Below are 17,456 nucleotides of genomic sequence, written 5' to 3' on the forward strand. Positions count from 1 at the left end.
CGCATGAGGTCCACGCCCACGGGGCTGTGCCGATGACCATCCGTATCCTCCCGGCCGTCAGTGACGTCGACTCGGCCCGCGCGCTCGCCACCCTGCTGAGCCAGCTCGCGGACGCCGAGCCCGCCCCGCCCGTCCCCGACTCCACGGCGCTCCTCGACACCCTGGCGCGGCTCGCCGCCGAGTCCCTCGACGAACTGCCCGAAGTCGTCCTCGTCCACGAACGCATAGGACCCGTACCGGCGTTGGACCTGATCCGCGACGTCGTCATGCGCTTCCCCGCGATCGGCGTCGTCTTCATCACCGCGGACACCAGCACCGGTGTCCTCACCGCCGCCATGGACTCCGGCGCCCGCGGCATCATCGGCCTCCCGCTGGGCTACGACGCCCTCGCCGAACGCGTCCAGGCCGCCGCCGGGTGGTCGCTCGGCATGCGCCGCCACCTCGGCAGCGGCACCCCCGAGCTGTACGCGGGCCCCGGCGGCACCGTCGTCACGGTCACCGGGGCGAAGGGCGGCGTCGGAGCGACGGTCACCGCCGTCGAACTCGCCCTCGCCGCCCAGGCATCGGGGCGCAGCGTCGCGCTGGTCGACCTCGACCTCCAGTCCGGCGACGTGGCCTCGTACCTGGACGTCCAGTTCCGGCGGTCGATCGCCGACCTCGCCGCCATCAGCGACATCAACCCCCGCGTCCTCCAGGACGCCGTCTACACCCACGACAGCGGAGTGGGCCTCCTGCTGGCCCCGGCCGAGGGCGAACGCGGCGAGGAGGTCACCGACCGGGTGACCCGCCAGGTGCTGGGCGCCCTGCGCTCCCGCCACGACGTCGTGGTCGTCGACTGCGGTGCCCAGATGAACTCCGCGACCGCCGCGGCCGTCGAGATGGCCGACCGGGCCCTCCTCCTCGTCACCCCCGACGTGGTCGCCGTGCGCGCCGCCAAGCGCATGGTCCGCATGTGGGACCGCCTCCAGATCCGCAAGGCGGAGGAGACGACCACGGTCGTCAACCGTTTCGCCCGCGCTACGGAGATCCAGCCCTCCCTCGTCGAACGCGTCACCGGCACCAAGGTCGCCCGCACCCCCGTTCCCGCCGCCTTCAAGGAACTCCAGTCCGTCGTCGACGCGGGGCGCCTCCAGGACCTGGACACCCGCTCGACGGTCAAACAGGCCCTGTGGGCGCTGGCGGGGGAACTCGGGCTCGTGGTCGCCCAGGAGACCGGCGGGGGCGGCGGCAGGCGCCGCAAGGCCTCCTCGGACCGGGGCGCACTGGCCCTGCGGCGCAAGGGCGGCGACCGGGGTGCGGTCACCCTCGAATTCGCCGGCATGTTCCCCATCCTGCTCGTCGTGATGACGATCCTGTGGCAGTGCGTGCTGTACGGCTACTCGTACTCGCTCGCCGGGAACGCGGCGGACGAGGCGGCGCGCGCGGCGACGGCGGCGTACGCGGTCAACCACGGGGACTATCAGGGCGCGTGCGCGGCCGCTGGAAGCAAACATCTGCCCGGTTCCTGGCAGGGCGCCACGATCACCTGCGGCCCGGCGGGCTCGGTCATGAAGGCCACCGTGAAGGTCGACGTGCCGCTCTTCTTCCCGGGCTTCGACGCGGGCTGGCACGTGGACGGGAACGCGGGCGCCGCGCTGGAGGGGAACGACGGATGAGGCCCTTACGGTGGCTGAGGCGCCGGCTGCGCGGCGACCGGGGCGTCTCCATGCTGGAGTTCGCCGGGTTCCTGCCCATCCTGCTCGTCATCGGGATGGCCGCCATACAGCTCGGCCTCATCGGTTACGGGATCAACCAGGCCGGGACGGGCGCGCGGGCGGCGGCACGGGTCGCCTCGCAGGGGGGCGACGGCACGGCGGCCGGACAGGCCGCGGTGAGCGGCTGGCTCAAACCGAACGTGACGCCCGACGAGGGCGCCGACCTCACCACGGCGACGGTCACCGTGAGTGTCCCCGGAGTCATCCCCCTCTTCGGCCCCTACACCGTCACCCGCCACGCCACCATGCCCACCGACAACTGAACCGGAAACGGACAACCGACGAATGACCGGGAGGAGCTGAAACCATGAGCCTGCGCAGCCGACTCTCCACCCCCGACGAATCGGGCCCCGCCCGCGAGGACGGACACCTCGTCGCCGTCTACCGAGCCAAGCTCCTCGAGGAGATCGACCTCGCGGAGATGTCGAGCCTGGCGGCAGCCGAACGCCGGGTACGCCTGGAGCGCGTGCTCGGCCACATCATCAGCCGTGAGGGCCCGGTGCTGTCCTCCGCCGAGCGCTCCCAGCTGATCCGGCGGGTCGTCGACGAGGCCCTCGGCCTCGGCGTCCTCGAACCGCTGCTCGCCGACGCGTCCATCACCGAGATCATGGTCAACGGGCCGGACTCCATCTTCGTGGAGCGGGCGGGACGGGTCGAACAGCTCCCGCTCCGTTTCGCCTCACACGACCAGCTGATGCAGACCATCGAGCGCATCGTCTCCACGGTCAACCGCCGCGTCGACGAGTCGAACCCCATGGTCGACGCCCGGCTCCCCACCGGCGAGCGCGTCAACGTCATCATCCCGCCGCTCGCCCTCACCGGCCCCACCCTCACCATCCGCCGCTTCCCCCGCGCGTACACCCTTCCCGAACTCATCGGCCTCGGCTCGCTCGACGAGCAGATGCTGATGCTGCTCGCGGCCTTCGTGCGGGCCCGCTTCAACGTCATCGTCAGCGGCGGCACCGGCAGCGGGAAGACGACCCTGCTCAACGCCCTCTCCGGCCTGATCCCGTCGCGCGAGCGCATCATCACCATCGAGGACTCGGCCGAACTCCAGCTCCAGCAGGAACACGTCATCCGGCTGGAGTCCCGCCCCCCGAACGTCGAGGGCAAGGGCCACATCACCATCCGTGACCTGGTCCGCAACTCCCTCCGTATGCGGCCCGACCGCATCATCGTCGGCGAGGTCCGCGGCGGCGAGACCCTCGACATGCTCCAGGCGATGTCGACCGGCCACGACGGGTCCCTGGCCACCGTCCACGCGAACTCCGCCGAGGACGCCCTCATGAGGCTCCAGACCCTCGGCTCGATGTCCGAGGTCCAGATCCCCTTCGAGGCGCTGAAGGACCAGATCAACTCGGCCGTGGACGTCGTCGTCCAACTCACCCGCCACGCCGACGGCTCCCGCAAGGTCACCGAGATAGCCCTGGTCGTCTCGCACGGCCGCGAACAGTTCCGCGTCGTCCCCGTCACCCGCTTCGTCCCCCGCCCCGCAGGCCCCGACCGTGTCGTACACGGCCATTTCGAGCACCTTCCGCTGCCGCGCCAGGTCGCCGAGAAGCTGTACGTCGCGAACGAACCGCTGCCGCCCGCGTTCGGCGTGGCCGAGGTCCTCGACGTACTCGACACGAGGCGGGCCATCGGATGACCCACCCCGCCCCCGAAGGGAGGCAGCCATGAACGACCCCGCACTTCTCGCCCTCGGCGCCACCGTGCTGTGCGGCACCCTCGCCGTCGCGGGCGTCCACATGTACGCCTCGGGCCGTGCCCAGCGCCAGGCCCTCGTCGACCGCCTCTCCGGCGGCGGCCCGCTGCGCACCGCGGCCGGCCGCGTACGCCGTTTCGCCGCGATCGACCGCCGACTGCGCCGCACCCGCCTCGGCCGGACGATCCACCTGCGCCTGTCGGCGACGGGCCTGGACGTGACGGCGGGGGAGTTCGCCGCGTACGTCACCGCCGTCGTCGTCGCGCTGTGGCTGATCGCCGCGTCGGTGCTGGCCCCCTTCTTCGGCCCGATCGCCGCCCTCGTGGGCGTGTGGAGCGCGGCCATCTTCCTCAACTGGCAGCGCCAGAAACGCATCGAGGCCTTCATCGGCCAACTCCCCGACGTGGCCCGCCTGCTGGCCAACGCGACCGCCGCGGGGCTGGCCCTGCGGACGGCACTGGCGATGGCGGCGGAGGAGCTCGAAGCCCCCGCGGGCGAGGAACTCGCCCACGTGGCCGACCAGTTGATGCTGGGCCGCACCATCGACGACGCCCTGGGCGAACTCTCCGAGCGTCTCCCGTCCCGTGAGCTGATCGTCCTCGTCACGACCCTGGTCCTCGCCAACAAGGCGGGCGGCTCGGTCGTCAGCTCCCTGCGCAACCTCACCCACACCCTGGAGGACCGTAAGGAGACCCGCCGCGAGGTCCGCACCATGCTCTCCGAGGTCAACGCCACCGCCTTCACGGTCCCGATGCTCGGTCTGGGCTCGCTGCTCCTGATCAACTCCTCGAACGAGGGGGCCCTCGCCCGCGTCACCGGCTCCGGCCTCGGCCAGACCCTCGTCCTGATCTCGCTCGGCCTCTACACCGTCGGCTTCTTCGTCATCCGCCGCCTCGGCAAGATCGAAGTCTGAGAGAGGAGGGGTCCCCTTGCTCGCGCTGCTGCTCGCCCTCCTGACGGCCGGGGCCGTCGCGGGCGCCCTGCTGGGCATCCGCATGATCCGCGCCGACGCCAAACTCCCGAGCGACCTCGCGCTCGCCCTGGAGGTCGGCGGAACCCGCGTCTCCACCGCCGAGTCCGCCGTCGACCGCCTCGGCATGCGCTTCGCACCCACGGTCCTGCGCCTGATGGGCCCCCGCCGTGTCGAGGCCAAACGCCGCCGCATCGACATGGCGGGCAACCCCGGCGGACTGACCCTCAACCGCTACGCCGCCCGCCGCGCGGTGTACGGCGTCTTCGGCGTCGTACTCGGCCTCGTCTTCCTCTCCAACGGCCGGCTCCTGTTCGCCGTGCTCACCCTGACCTTCGGGCTCGTCGCCGCCGACGCCCTCATCTGGCAGGCCGTCCGCGAACGCAAGGAGGTCATCGACCGCACCCTCCCCGACTTCCTCGACGTCCTCGCGGTCGTGGTCTCGGCGGGCCTCGGCTTCCGCCAGGCGCTGGACCGGGTCGCGGAGAAGTACGAGGGTCCCTGGGCGGACGAACTGCGCATCACGCTGCGCCAGATGGACATGGGCGTCAGCCGCCGCCAGGCGTTCGACGAACTGCGCAAGCGCAACTCCTCCGAGCAGGTCGCGCAGTTCGTCTCGGCGCTGCAGCAGGGCGAGGAACTGGGTTCCCCCATCGCCGAGACCCTCATCCAACTCGCCACGGACATGCGCCGCACGGACGCCCAGAACGCCCGCCGCCGCGCCGCCAAGACCATCCCCAAGGCGACGATGGTGACCCTCGTCTTCATGCTCCCGGCGACGATGATCCTGATCGCCACGGGCATGTTCCTGGGGTCGGGCACGAACTTCGGTTCGATCCTGGGCCGCTGATGACCAGCCGCCGTACTCCCCTGCCGAGGCCGTCACCGTTCTCCTTGTGGCTGTCGGCGCCCCCGCCGTGGCTGTCCCGCCTGTGGGCGCGACGGCATCTCGCGAGCACCGAGGACGGCTACCTGGCCGACGACGCCCCGGCCCCCGGAAGCGTCCGCCTCCAGCTCAACGCCCTCCAGGCCCTGTGCCGCCAGGCCTTCGGCGTCCGCCTCGCCGCGATCGCCATCGGCGCACCCTTCGCGATGACCAACGCCGTGAACGGCCCACCCCGCTACACGGTCCTGACCGCCGCCGTCCTCGGCGTCATGGGCTCGTACGCCATGCTCAGGGACTGGGACCGGTTCGGCCCCCGCCTCCTCGCGCACCCCACCCTGATGGCCGTGGACCTGACCTTCGGCGCGGTCCTGCTCCTGACGGCGTCGCCCGCCTCCCCCCTCGCGTACGCGACGGTCTGCACCCCACTTCTGGCAGGCCTGCTGTACGGCTGGCGCGGCTCGGGCATCTTCACCGGCCTCCAGCTGATCGTGCTGGTGACGGTGTACAGGGCCTGGCAACACCATCCCGGGTCCGGCGCCAGCACCCTCCTCGTCGCGGGCTTCTGTGTCGGCGCCGGCATCATCGGTGTCACCCTGCGCAACCTGATGTTCCGCTTCGGTACGGCGAGCCAGGCGCTGTCGGAGGCGAACTCCCGCCTGGCCGTCGCCGAGGCGGTGGAGTCCGAACGGGCCCGCCTGGCCCGCGAGATGCACGACTCGGTCGCGAAGACCCTGCACGGCCTGGCCCTGGCGGCCGATGCCCTCGCCGCCTCGGCCGCCGACGGGGACGCGGACCCGCACACGCTGGGGCGGCAGGCGACGATGGTCGCGGGCGCGGCCCGCCGGGCCGCCGCGGAGTCCCGCGACCTCCTCTCCGACCTGCGCCGCCACACGGACCTCACGAGTGCGAACACGGACGTCCTGTCCGAACTCGGCACCCGGGTGCGGGCCTTCGAGTCCCGCACCCACCTCCCCACGGCACTCCACCACCGCGGCGAGCGCCCGGTCCTCCCGTACGCCACCGCCCACCACGTCCTGGCGATCGTGTCCGAGGCGCTGGAGAACGCCCACCGCCACGCGGACGCGACACGGGTGACGGTGGAACTCGACGTGTCGGAAGCCGAGTGCGCCGTACGCGTACGGGACGACGGAGTCGGTCTGCCCCCGCCCGTCGCCCTCGACGACCCGACCCTCGACGACCTGACCAGATCCGGCCACTTCGGGTTGCTCGGCATGGTGGAGCGAGCCGCGTCGCTGGGCGGCCGCATCGACCTGAACCGTTCCCCGCAAGGAGGCGCGGAGATTCACCTGACCCTCCCGCGATCCTCCGTCGTCCCCCACCGTCCCCCCACCCCCCAAGAGGAGGCCGCACATGCCTGACCAGGCACTTCCCGGCCCGAACCTCCGTGTACTCGTGGCCGACGACAACCCGGTCGTCCGGGCCGGTCTGGCCGCGTTGCTCGACGGCCACCCGGACCTCGAGGTCGTCGCGCGGGCGGCCGACGGCGAGGAGGCCATCGCGGCCGCCACCCGACTGCGTCCGGACGTCGTCCTCCTCGACGTCCGCATGCCCGGCACGGACGGCCTGACGGCCCTACCCGCCCTCTCCCTGCTCGCCCCCGTGATGATGCTGACCTACAGCCGCGAACCCGAGGTCGTGGCCGAGGCGTTGCGGCGGGGCGCGGTCGGCTATCTCGTCCACGGCGAGTTCACGGCCGCCGAACTGATCTCCGCCGTACGGGAGATACGGCACGCGACTTCAGCTTTCGCGACCGTCCCGGATTCACTCGGTGTTTCGTACGAACCGAACGATTTTCCTTCGCATCTGCAACTGGCTGTGGGACAGTCGTCAAAGGCCCGGTCCGGCTTCGCGGCGAGGCTCCACCGCCGCGTGCCCAACCGGCTCAACTTCGGCCTGAGTTCACGGGAGGTGGAGGTCATGGATCACATCGCGTCCGGCATGAGCAATCGGCAGATCGCCGCCGCCTGCTTCATCAGCGAGAAGACCGTCAAGAACCACATCAACCGCATCTTCGCAAAGCTGCACAGTTCCTCGCGCAGCGAAGCGATCGCCCACTGGCTGGGCACGGCACGCGAGGGGTGGAGCCGATGACTCCACCGACGCCAAGTTGGGCCCCTGGGCCCACCCGGAGTAGGCGCGCTCTCACGTACGGTGCTCGGGTCGGTAGTGGTGGTGTCGGGTGGGAGGACAGGGGCCATGGTGACGAGGGACTGGACGCTGAGGGCGGGGGTCCGGATGGAGCGCGCTCTGCGGGACTGGACGGAGACGGTTTCCACCCGGATGCGCGGACGCGGGCGGGATGCGGGAGCCGGGTTCGTGGAGTATGCGGGTCTGATGATTCTGATCGCGGGGATCTACACCCTCATCGATCAACTCGGCCTGAACGGAAAGATTTCGCAGGCGATCGGCAACGCGGTGAACAGAGTCATTGGCGGAGCTTGATCGGCGGCCCACCGCACAGCGACCGAGGGCAGACTCTCCCCATCTACATCTGGATGACAGGGATTCTGCTCTTCGCCGCGATCGCCTTCTTCGTGTTCGCCCAAGCAGCGTCCGCCCGGAATGGAGCTCAATCCGCGGCGGACGCTGCGGCGTTGGCGGCCGCACGGGACTCCCGCGACGAGCTGATGACGGGCCTGGCGGGAGCCGTGGGCACGGATGACCACTGGCTGGACTGGCTCAAGGGCGACCTGTTCAAGGGCAGCGGAGCCGCGGCTGCGGCCGGTCGGTTGGCCGCCGAGAACAACTCGACCTTGCACGGGTTTGACCCAACCGCCGTGAACGGATTTCCGGGCTACCGAGTAGATATCGAGACCCGGTACACGGTTGGCAAGTCGATCATTCCCGGTACAGAGGACAAGCATGCGACGGCCCATGCCACCGCTGTCATCCAGCCGCGCTGCGACTTCGATCCGGCCGCGGATCCCAAGAAGCCCGTGGAACTGAACTGTGACGGGCAGACCGTCAACATCGACCCCGGAAAGTTCGATCCGGTCGACCTTCCGGACCCGTCCGTGCTGTTCTCTGTGCATCTGGCCGAGTGAGAGGAAGCCGTACCGATGGACTTTCGGCACACCATGAAGGGCCGCAGGGCGCTGAGCGCACTGGCGATCACGGCTGGGTTGCTCCTCACGGTGGCCGGTTGCGGAGGGGGCGGAGACGCCAAGTCGGGCAAGCAGGCGTCGACTTCGTCTCCTGCCCGGAACGGCGGCGACGGCAAGGCGAAGGAAAGTGGCTCACCCGCCGTGAATCAAGCGATCGCCGAAGTGAAGAGCAACGGAATCACGCTGACGATCACTTCGGCCAAGCGCGACCAGGGCGGGTTCGTCACTGTCAACGGCACGGTGACCAACGGCACCTCCGGCATCTGGATCGGCGCCGAATGGATCAGCGACGAAACCGAGCTGAAGAGCAACGGCGGATCCCTGGCCGGAGCCAGTCTGGTCGACGAGAAGGGCAAGAAGAAGTACCTCATCCTCCGGGACACCGAAGGGCACTGCCTCTGCACGAAGTTCCAGGGCGGTGTCTCCCAGGGCGCCACCGTCGACTGGTTCGCCCAGTTCCCTGCGCCGCCCGCCGGAACTACCAGCGTGCAGTTCCAGGTACCGACCATGCCCCCGGCCACCCTCACACTCTCCGACGGCGAGTGACCCATGGCCCTCACCTCCCGCACCGCGGCCACCATGTTCACGACCTTCGCCGTTCTGGCCACTCTGACTCTCAGCGGTACCCAGGCGTACGCGGACGACGGGAACCCGAGCGCGCCCCCAGGCAGTCTGACCACCTCCCCACCCCCCACCGTCGACCCCACCAGCCCCGGCCTGAAGCTCGCCGACGGCGCCACGCTCGCGCCGGCCAAGGTGTTGGACATCAAGTCGGTCGTCGAGGATCTGGGGGGCGAGGAGCGGCGGGAGGACACGAACTCGGACGTGACGTTCGCGTTGCAGGCCGAGGTGTTGTTCCCCAAGGACAGTTCGAAGCTGAACCCCGACGCCCATTCTCGTATCCAGGCGATCGCGGACGAGATCAAGAACCAGAAGGCGACGACGGTCAGGGTGTTCGGGTTCACCGACAACCTCGGCTCGTACGCCCACGGCCTGGTCCTCTCCAAGAAACGCGCGGAGATCGTCCACGACGAACTGGCGGCGGCACTCGGTTCGACGGACGTCACGTTCGAGGTGCGCGGCTACAGCGAGGACTACCCGATCGCGGACAACACCTCGGAGGAGGGCCGCCGGAAGAACCGCCGGGTGGAGGTGACGTTCCCACGCGGCGCGGTGAACGGCGGCTCCTCGGGAGCCCAGAGCTGAGAACCTGGTGGCATGAGAAGAATCGTCCTGATGATGTCGGTGTCCCTGGACGGATTCATCGAGGGACCGAACCGTGAGATCGACTGGCACCGCGTCGACGCGGAGCTGCACCGCCACTTCAACGAGGAGGTCAGCAAGCTCGGTGGCCTGCTGGAAGGCCGCGTGACGCACGAGCTGATGGCGGGGTTCTGGCCGACGGCCGACCAGGATCCGGACAGTCCGGACAGTACGGCCGAGGTGGTCGAGTTCGCGGGGATCTGGCGGGACATCCCCAAGTACGTGTACTCGCGGACGCTGGAGCGGGCCGACTGGAACACCACGATCGTCCGGGACGTCGTACCGGACGAGGTCAGGGCGCTCAAGGAACAGCCCGGCGGGGACCTCGGCCTCGGCGGCGCCGACCTCGCGGCCGCGTTCCTGCGGCACGACCTGGTCGACGAGTTCCGGGTGTACGTCCATCCGGTGCTGATCGGCCGCGGCAAACCCCTGTTCCCGGAGTCGTACACCCCGACCGGTCTGAGGCTCGCCGAGTCACGGGCCTTCGGCAACGGGGTCGTACTCCTGCGGTACGAACGCGACGACGCCGACACGACCACCGTCACCGTCACTGTCACCGATCCCGGTACCGCCGACGCGTAAAGATGTTGTCCGCGCGCCACGGGATCGGTAGGAAGGCCCCCATGACTGTTCTCGGCGTCGTGTTCCGGCCCCAACTGCCCCCCGAGCGTCTGCGGGCCGTCGCGCGCGCGGCGGACGACGCGGGTCTGGAGGAGCTGTGGCTGTGGGAGGACTGCTTCCTCGAAGGGGGCATCTCGGCCGCGGCGGCGGCCCTCGCCTGGACCGAACGGGTCCGGGTCGGCGTGGGCCTGCTGCCCGTCCCGCTGCGCAACGTCGCCGTCACCGCGATGGAGGCCGCCACGCTGCACCGGATGTTCCCGGGGCGCGCGATCCTGGGCGTCGGCCACGGCGTACAGGACTGGATGGGACAGGTCGGGGCGCGTGCGGAGTCGCCCGTGACGCTGCTGCGCGAGCACCTCGACGCGCTGCGGGCGCTGCTGCGGGGCGAGCGGGTCAGCACGGACGGCCGGTACGTGAAGCTGGACGGCGTGGCCCTCGACTGGCCGCCGGCGGGGGCACCGGAGGTGCTCGCGGGCGCCACCGGGCCGAGGTCGCTCCGGCTCTCCGGGGCCGCCGCCGACGGCACCGTCCTCACCGCCGCCACCGCGCCGGAAGGGGTACGGCGGGCTCGGCAACTCATCGACGAGGGGCGGGAGTCGGCGGGCCGGATCGACCGCCACCGGGTGGTCGTCTACCTCCACACGGCCACCGGACCGGACGCGGCGGCACGGTTGCGCGCCGAGATCGAGGCGAACGGTGAGGATCCGCTGCCGGAGCACGGCGTCGCCGGGGACGCGGACGCGGTCGCCAAGGCCGTACAGCGCCTCGCGGAGGCGGGCGCCGACACCGTCGTCCTCCAGCCGACCGCCGACGAACCGGACCCCGAGGCCCTCGTGCGGTTCGCGGCGGAGGAAGTACGGCCGCTCGTCATGTAGGCCGGTCGTTGTCGGTGCCCGCTGCCACACTCGTCGGTATGAGCGAAGACGACGTACGACTGAGGGATGTGGTCGAAGCCGACCTCGACCTGTTCCTGGCCTACGAGCACGATCCCGAGGCGGCCCGGCGGTCGAGGTTCGAGCCCCGGCAGCGGGACGCGTTCATGTCCCACTGGAGGACCAGGATCCTCGGCGACGACACCGTCCTCGTCCAGACGGTGACTGTGGACGGCGTGCCGGCGGGGAACCTCGTCTCCTGGTGGGAGAACGAGCGGCGCTTCATCGGCTACTGGTTCGGCCGCCCGTACTGGGGCCGGGGGATCGGCACCAAGGCCCTGGCCCGCTTCCTCGACCTGGAGAGGAACCGCCCCCTGTACGCCGACCCCTTCACCGGCAACACCGCGTCCATACGCCTCCTGGAACGCCAGGGCTTCCAACACCACGGCACCGTCCACCACGGCGACGACGACCACACCCTGCTCGTACTCCCGGGGGAGTGAAGGCACCGGCGACGAGCGCCCTGGACCCCTGGCCCCCGGAACCCCCGTTGCCCGGTGCAAAACGCCTCGCGTCCCCACCGCCCCGTTGAGAAGATCCCCCCATGACCACCACCCGTACCTTCGAAGCCCTCGTTGACGAGGCCGTGGCCGCGCCCGTCGAGGGCTGGGACTTCTCCTGGTTCGAGGGGCGCGCCACCGAGGAGCGGCCCTCGTGGGGGTATGCGCGGGCGATGGGGGAGCGGCTGGCGCAGGCGTCCGCCGCGCTGGACATCCAGACCGGTGGCGGTGAGGTGCTCGCCTCCGCGCCGACGCTGCCCCCGCTCACCGTCGCCACCGAGGGCTGGCCCCCGAACGTCGCGAAGGCCACCGCCCTGCTGCACCCCCGTGGCGCCGTGGTCGTCGCCTCTCCGGAGGACGCCCCGCTGCCCTTCGCGGACGGCGCCTTCGACCTGGTCACCAGCCGGCACCCGGTCACGACGCACTGGTCCGAGATCGCGCGCGTCCTGCGCCCCGGCGGCACGTACTTCTCCCAGCAGGTCGGCCCGGCGAGCGTCTTCGAACTCGTCGAGTACTTCCTCGGCCCGCTGCCGGAGGACGGCAGGAACGGCCGGCACCCGGACCGCGCCCGCACCGCCGCCGAGTCCGCCGGGCTCGACGTCGTCGACCTGCGCGCGGAGCGGCTGCGCATCGAGTTCCACGACATCGGTGCCGTCGTCCACTTCCTGCGCAAGGTGATCTGGATGGTCCCCGGCTTCACCGTCGACCGGTACCGGACCGAGCTGCGTGCCCTGCACGAGCGGATCGGGGCGAAGGGCCCGTTCGTCGCCCACAGCGCCCGCTTCCTGATCGAGGCGCGCAAGCCGCGGGGATAGGCGAAGCGTCAGGCGTGCGGGCCCGCCGTCACTTTCCCCACCACCAACTCCGCCTTCGCCTCCAGGATGTCACCCACCCGTTCCACCTGCTGCGCCAACTCCCGTTCCCGTTCCGCCGTCAGCCCTTCCAACGGCTCCACGGTGACCGTCGTACGCCGTCCCCGGCGCCGCTGGTGCCAGACCCCGGCCACCACGCCGTCGACCAGCAGCACGGGGAAGTTCCCGGCCTGGCCGCCCGCGAGGGCACGTGCGTACGCCGGCCCGGGGAAGAGCACCTCGCGGGGCCCCGCGGCGATGGCGTACGCGTCGAAGTACGGAAGCAGCCGTACCCCGCTCACCGGCGTCCCCGGAAACTCCGTGTCGCCCGCCGCGACCCACGCCGGTCCCTCGAAGTCGACCTCCTCGATGCCCCCCGTACCCGCCAGCGAGGCGAAGAGCTCGGTGGCCCAACCGCGCGGAGCCGCCGCCCACTTGGCGAACTGCCCCGGCGTCGCCGGTCCGTACGCGCGCAGATAGCGCTCCACGAGCAGGGCGAGCCCCTCGTCGGCGGCGAGCGGCTCGAAGTGCGGGGGCCGGGTGTACGTCACCTTGCGGCCCCGGTTCGGGGCGAAGCACAGCGTGCCGCGCTGACCCGCCCGGTGCATGACCTGCCGCCAGCGCGGCCACATGCCCTGGAACGCGGGCAGCACCAGGTCCCCGGCCCAGGACCCGGTGCGCGCCACCACCTCGTCGCTCAACTCGTCGATGGTCAGCCGCGCGCCGTCCAGGGCGTCCCCGATCGCCGCCACGACCTCGTCCGCCTGCTCCTCGGTGAGCCGCGCGGCAGGCGCGAGGGGGCTGCGGCCGGACGGGATCGCCGTCAACGCCGCCGTCCAGAGGGGGAGTTCCGCGGTGGGGAGCAGATGAACGGTGCCGCGCGGTCCGTACGTCTTCACCAGCGAGCCGTCCTCCCAGAGCGCGGCGCGTACATCTGCCCGTGTGACCCCATCGGCGCGTACGCCCACGGACACCTCGGCCGCCGACAGGACTTGTGCGTGCGCGCCGAGCATCGCGCCGACGACGTCGGCGACCGGGGTCCCGCCGCGCGCCGCGGCGGCCAGGGACTGGCGCTCCAGGCGGCGCGCGCTCGCCTCGTTCCATGTGATCTTCAGGGTCATGCGGCGAAGGTAGACGGGAATGAGGTCAGATCCTGTCCGCTGGAGCGCCCGGGAACCGATTGACCGAAAACACCCTGATGCAACCGGTCATGGGGGAGATGTCCGTCCGCGTGACGCACTTCTGCACAGGGTTTCCACATCGTTATCGGGGGTGGGTCGTCCGGGCTGTTCGCCTCACGTAAGTTCAGACCAAGGTAATTCGCGTGAGCAAAGCTGCGCGTGTCGCACCGCGCAGTGGAGGGGGCTGCGCGGTGCTGCGCCCCGTCTGACGCCGCATCACCGGTCGTGCACCGTGATCTGCGCCCCGCGCCGTACGCCCCATCGCTCCATCGCCCCGGCCTCCGCCTCCAGGATGTGGCGGGAGCGTGGACGGGGGCGCCCCATGCGCCCCGGCTTCATCGTCCGCACCGCCAGGACGCGGAATGTCCGGTCCAAATAGGCGACGTCGATCGCGAACCGCATCCCCAGGGTGTGCACCGCACCGGCCGGCGAGAGCAGCAGGGCCCCGTCGATCCGGTCGCGCCCGAGCAGCCCACGGCGCCGGGCGCGGGCCGACGCGGCGACCTCCAGCGGCACCGGTGCGGAGGTCCCCGGCGTGGTGAGCATGGCCATGGGTGCGAAGTTAGCGGCGCCGTCAAGCGGGCGACACGGCGGCGCGTCACTCTCCCGGAGTACGTGCGGCGAGTCGGCAGGGAAGACCCAGTTGGTCGCAAACCCTCCGGATCTCTCCGTTCGCCTCTCCATTCCCTTTGAATCCGCTGTGATTCGGCCATGGTCGCGCCCTGAATGAGAGGTTCCGGGGCCACCGTGGCGTCGTCGTCCGATTTCGGAGAGTAGTTGTGGCACGCCGATGCACGCAGCATCACTTACGAAGGGTTATGGTGGAAACCCCCCCTCGGGCCGGTCCGTCTCCCCCCCACGGACCGGCCCGTTTTTTGTGCCCCCACACCCCACCCCGCCGCCGCCCCGGCCTGCGCCCCCGTGCGCCCCCCTGACCTCGGCGACCGGCCTTGGTGACGCAGCGCCCTCACCCCGTTCACCGGTATCGACGAGGCGCCGTTGCCTTCCTCCCGCGTGATCGACCGGACAGGCCCTTGCCGGGCCGTTGGTTTCGCGGGGGTAGGCTTCGCCCCCGGGGACCGTCATATGGACAGGGGTTGCGCTGAGCGAGGCCGCTCTGCCGCGCCCGTCCGATCCGCACGGAGGGGCTGACAACACGTGAACCTGCGGGACAACCTGCGCCGGCTGCTGCTCAGGTTCTACACACGCAGGGTGGAGGGCCACCTCGACCACGACCAGGTGCCCAAGCACATCGGCGTCATCATGGACGGCAACCGGCGCTGGGCGAAGGCGGCGGGCAGCACGGCCGCCCAGGGGCACCGCGCCGGTGCCGACAAGATCGAGGAGTTCCTCGGCTGGTGCTCGGAGACCGACGTCGAGGTCGTCACCCTCTGGCTGCTGTCGACGGACAACTTCGACCGCCCCGAGGAGGAGCTCGTCCCCCTGCTCGGCATCGTCGAGGGCGTCGTACGCACCCTCGCCGCCGACGGCCGCTGGCGCGTGCACCACGTGGGCACGCCGGACATCCTGCCCTCCCAGATGCAGACCGCGCTGAAGGAGGCCGAGGAGACCACGGCGCACGTCGACGGGATACTGGTCAACGTCGCCATCGGCTACGGCGGCCGCCAGGAGATCGCCGACGCCGTGCGCTCCATGCTCCTCGACGCCGCCGACAAGGGCTCCTCGATCGAGGACGTCGCCGAGTCGGTGGACATCGACCTCATCGGCAAGCACCTCTATACGAGTGACCAGCCCGACCCCGACCTGGTGATCCGCACCAGCGGCGAGCAGCGGCTGTCCGGATTCATGCTGTGGCAGACCGCCCACTCGGAGTACTACTTCTGCGAAGTCTTCTGGCCGGCGTTCCGCAAGGTCGACTTCCTGCGCGCCCTGCGCGACTACGCGGCGCGACACCGCCGCTACGGAGGCTGACCCAGAGGGATGCGAGGGGTGCGCGTCATCCGGAGTTAACGAACGCGTGGCCACATGCTCTTGCATGGCCTCGCATGTTCGAGGGCATAAGCCATGCAGGTCGACGCCCGAACCACGGGTGTCGTATCTCAGCGGACGGCACGGGGCCGTCCGCCCGGGAGGCCCTTTGCACCAGCCCGACCGTGCGGTCCGTACGGACGAGACGGAGGGCCGGTCTCCGGCCCGCGCAATGCGGCCAGGACCGGTCCAGCTCTTCTCCGTCGCTCCCCGACCTCATCCGAGGGGGTACGTCCTTCCGTGGTGACCAGCACAAAGCGCCGTATGCCAGACCGGCGCACCTATGTTCTCGACACCAGCGTCCTGCTGGCCGACCCGAACGCCCTGAGCCGCTTCGACGAGCACGAGGTAGTGCTTCCGATCGTCGTGGTGACGGAACTGGAGGCCAAGAGGCACCATCCGGAACTCGGCTACTTCGCCCGGCAGGCCCTGCGCCTGCTCGACGAGTTCCGGGTGCGGTTCGGTCGTCTCGACGCCCCCATCCCGATCGGGGAACTCGGTGGGACCGTACGCGTCGAGCTCAACCACTCGGACCCCAGCGTCCTGCCCAGCGGGTACCGCCTGGGGGACAACGACTCCCGCATCCTCGCGGTCGCCCGCAACCTGCAGGCCGAGGGGTACGACGTCACCGTCGTCTCGAAGGACCTGCCGCTCAGGATCAAGGCCTCGTCCGTCGGCCTCCTCGCCGAGGAGTACCGCGCGGAACTGGCCATCACGGGCTCCTCCGGCTGGACCGGAATGTCCGAACTGACCCTGTCCGGCGAGCAGGTGGACATCCTCTTCGAGGAGGGACACGCGTACGTCCCCGAAGCGGCCGACCTTCCGGTGCACACCGGTCTGACGATCCAGTCGGAGCGCGGCAAGGCCCTCGGCCGTGTCACCGCCGAGGGCAACGTCCGGCTGGTGCGGGGCGATCGGGAGGCCTTCGGCATCAAGGGCCGCAGTGCCGAGCAGCGCATCGCGCTCGATCTGCTGCTCGACCCGGACATCGGCATCCTGTCGATGGGCGGCCGGGCCGGCACCGGCAAGTCGGCGCTCGCGCTCTGCGCGGGTCTGGAGGCGGTGCTGGAGCGACGCCAGCACCAGAAGGTGATGGTCTTCCGGCCGCTGTACGCGGTGGGCGGGCAGGAGCTCGGCTATCTGCCCGGCTCCGAGGCCGAGAAGATGGGCCCCTGGGCGCAGGCGGTCTTCGACACGCTGTCGGCGGTCACCTCGCGCGACGTCATCGAGGAGGTCACCGCGCGCGGCATGCTGGAGGTCCTGCCGCTCACCCATATCCGCGGCCGCTCCCTGCACGACGCTTTCGTGATCGTGGACGAGGCCCAGTCACTGGAACGGAACGTGCTGCTGACCGTTCTGTCCCGCATCGGCGCCAACTCGCGGGTGGTTCTCACCCATGACGTGGCACAGCGGGACAATCTGCGCGTCGGCCGCTACGACGGTGTGGTCGCCGTCGTGGAGAAGCTGAAGGGTCATCCGCTCTTCGCGCACGTGACGTTGAACCGTTCCGAGAGGTCCCAGATCGCGGCGCTTGTGACCGAAATGCTGGAGGACGGACAGATCTGACCCGTCTGCGGCCACTTGACCTGATTGGTCAAAACGTGGTGGATGCACGGTAGTTGACGCTGCCCGGCAAAAGGCGAAGAGCCTAGCCGGGCAGCGTCTTCGTGCGCGCTTGT

At 70.5% G+C, this 17,456-nt stretch carries 19 protein-coding genes; 17 read left to right on the forward strand and 2 right to left on the reverse strand.

Annotation, left to right across the window (positions count from 1 at the left end; all coding sequences use genetic code 11):
• Positions 1-32 precede the first annotated feature (32 nt).
• The 15 genes from ACIRA5_RS32415 to ACIRA5_RS32485 all read left to right on the forward strand — a co-directional run bounded on the left by ACIRA5_RS32415 (position 33) and on the right by ACIRA5_RS32485 (position 12,571).
• Positions 33-1,655, forward strand: a complete 1,623-nt coding sequence (locus ACIRA5_RS32415; RefSeq protein ID WP_403696766.1) for a CpaE family protein — start codon at positions 33-35, stop codon at positions 1,653-1,655.
• Entirely contained in the window at positions 1,652-2,017 is a 366-nt protein-coding gene (locus ACIRA5_RS32420; protein WP_403696769.1) for a TadE/TadG family type IV pilus assembly protein, read from the forward strand. Before ACIRA5_RS32415 ends, ACIRA5_RS32420 begins: the two co-directional genes overlap by 4 nt.
• A gap of 44 nt (positions 2,018-2,061) precedes the next feature.
• On the forward strand, positions 2,062-3,402 hold the full coding sequence (locus ACIRA5_RS32425; protein WP_382185414.1) for a CpaF family protein: 1,341 nt from the start codon (positions 2,062-2,064) through the stop codon (positions 3,400-3,402).
• 28 nt (positions 3,403-3,430) lie between these two features.
• Complete coding sequence (locus tag ACIRA5_RS32430; RefSeq protein ID WP_403696772.1) at positions 3,431-4,372, forward strand: type II secretion system F family protein; 942 nt, start codon at positions 3,431-3,433, stop codon at positions 4,370-4,372.
• Positions 4,373-4,388: 16 nt separating this feature from the next.
• Entirely contained in the window at positions 4,389-5,279 is an 891-nt protein-coding gene (locus ACIRA5_RS32435; RefSeq protein ID WP_099943132.1) for a type II secretion system F family protein, read from the forward strand.
• Positions 5,279-6,694, forward strand: coding sequence for a sensor histidine kinase (locus ACIRA5_RS32440; protein ID WP_403696775.1), 1,416 nt, complete (start codon positions 5,279-5,281; stop codon positions 6,692-6,694). The genes ACIRA5_RS32435 and ACIRA5_RS32440 overlap by 1 nt, the downstream gene beginning before the upstream one ends.
• A complete protein-coding gene (locus tag ACIRA5_RS32445) occupies positions 6,687-7,427 on the forward strand; it encodes a response regulator (protein WP_403696778.1) in 741 nt (246 codons plus the stop codon). The genes ACIRA5_RS32440 and ACIRA5_RS32445 overlap by 8 nt, the downstream gene beginning before the upstream one ends.
• Positions 7,428-7,571: 144 nt before the next feature.
• A complete protein-coding gene (locus ACIRA5_RS32450) occupies positions 7,572-7,778 on the forward strand; it encodes a hypothetical protein (protein ID WP_403696781.1) in 207 nt (68 codons plus the stop codon).
• A complete protein-coding gene (locus ACIRA5_RS32455; RefSeq protein WP_403696784.1) occupies positions 7,775-8,380 on the forward strand; it encodes a pilus assembly protein TadG-related protein in 606 nt (201 codons plus the stop codon). Before ACIRA5_RS32450 ends, ACIRA5_RS32455 begins: the two co-directional genes overlap by 4 nt.
• Positions 8,381-8,395: 15 nt before the next feature.
• Positions 8,396-8,986: a hypothetical protein gene (locus tag ACIRA5_RS32460; protein WP_403696786.1), complete on the forward strand. Its 591-nt coding sequence runs from the start codon at positions 8,396-8,398 to the stop codon at positions 8,984-8,986.
• A gap of 3 nt (positions 8,987-8,989) precedes the next feature.
• Positions 8,990-9,646, forward strand: a complete 657-nt coding sequence (locus ACIRA5_RS32465; protein WP_403696788.1) for an OmpA family protein — start codon at positions 8,990-8,992, stop codon at positions 9,644-9,646.
• Between the two features lie 12 nt (positions 9,647-9,658).
• A complete protein-coding gene (locus ACIRA5_RS32470) occupies positions 9,659-10,285 on the forward strand; it encodes a dihydrofolate reductase family protein (protein ID WP_403696790.1) in 627 nt (208 codons plus the stop codon).
• A 41-nt stretch (positions 10,286-10,326) separates the two neighbouring features.
• On the forward strand, positions 10,327-11,199 hold the full coding sequence (locus ACIRA5_RS32475; RefSeq protein ID WP_403696793.1) for an LLM class flavin-dependent oxidoreductase: 873 nt from the start codon (positions 10,327-10,329) through the stop codon (positions 11,197-11,199).
• 38 nt (positions 11,200-11,237) lie between these two features.
• Positions 11,238-11,699 (forward strand): GNAT family N-acetyltransferase, encoded by a 462-nt coding sequence (locus ACIRA5_RS32480; RefSeq protein ID WP_403696796.1) that lies wholly within the window; start codon positions 11,238-11,240, stop codon positions 11,697-11,699.
• Positions 11,700-11,800: 101 nt separating this feature from the next.
• A complete protein-coding gene (locus ACIRA5_RS32485; protein ID WP_403696799.1) occupies positions 11,801-12,571 on the forward strand; it encodes a class I SAM-dependent methyltransferase in 771 nt (256 codons plus the stop codon).
• Positions 12,572-12,579: 8 nt separating this feature from the next.
• Here the strand turns inward: ACIRA5_RS32485 and ACIRA5_RS32490 are convergent, their stop codons facing one another.
• Positions 12,580-13,728, reverse strand: coding sequence for a winged helix DNA-binding domain-containing protein (locus ACIRA5_RS32490; protein ID WP_403696801.1), 1,149 nt, complete (start codon positions 13,726-13,728; stop codon positions 12,580-12,582).
• Positions 13,729-14,004: 276 nt separating this feature from the next.
• Positions 14,005-14,340, reverse strand: coding sequence for a DUF192 domain-containing protein (locus ACIRA5_RS32495; protein WP_403696804.1), 336 nt, complete (start codon positions 14,338-14,340; stop codon positions 14,005-14,007).
• A 606-nt stretch (positions 14,341-14,946) separates the two neighbouring features.
• Between ACIRA5_RS32495 and ACIRA5_RS32500 the strand changes: the two genes are divergently transcribed.
• Both ACIRA5_RS32500 and ACIRA5_RS32505 read left to right on the forward strand, forming a co-directional pair.
• Complete coding sequence (locus tag ACIRA5_RS32500) at positions 14,947-15,720, forward strand: isoprenyl transferase (RefSeq protein WP_403696807.1); 774 nt, start codon at positions 14,947-14,949, stop codon at positions 15,718-15,720.
• Positions 15,721-16,017: 297 nt separating this feature from the next.
• Complete coding sequence (locus ACIRA5_RS32505; protein WP_403696810.1) at positions 16,018-17,343, forward strand: PhoH family protein; 1,326 nt, start codon at positions 16,018-16,020, stop codon at positions 17,341-17,343.
• Positions 17,344-17,456: the final 113 nt, after the last annotated feature.

This window comes from Streptomyces sp. NPDC096311 (assembly GCF_044763085.1).
Lineage (GTDB): Bacteria > Actinomycetota > Actinomycetes > Streptomycetales > Streptomycetaceae > Streptomyces.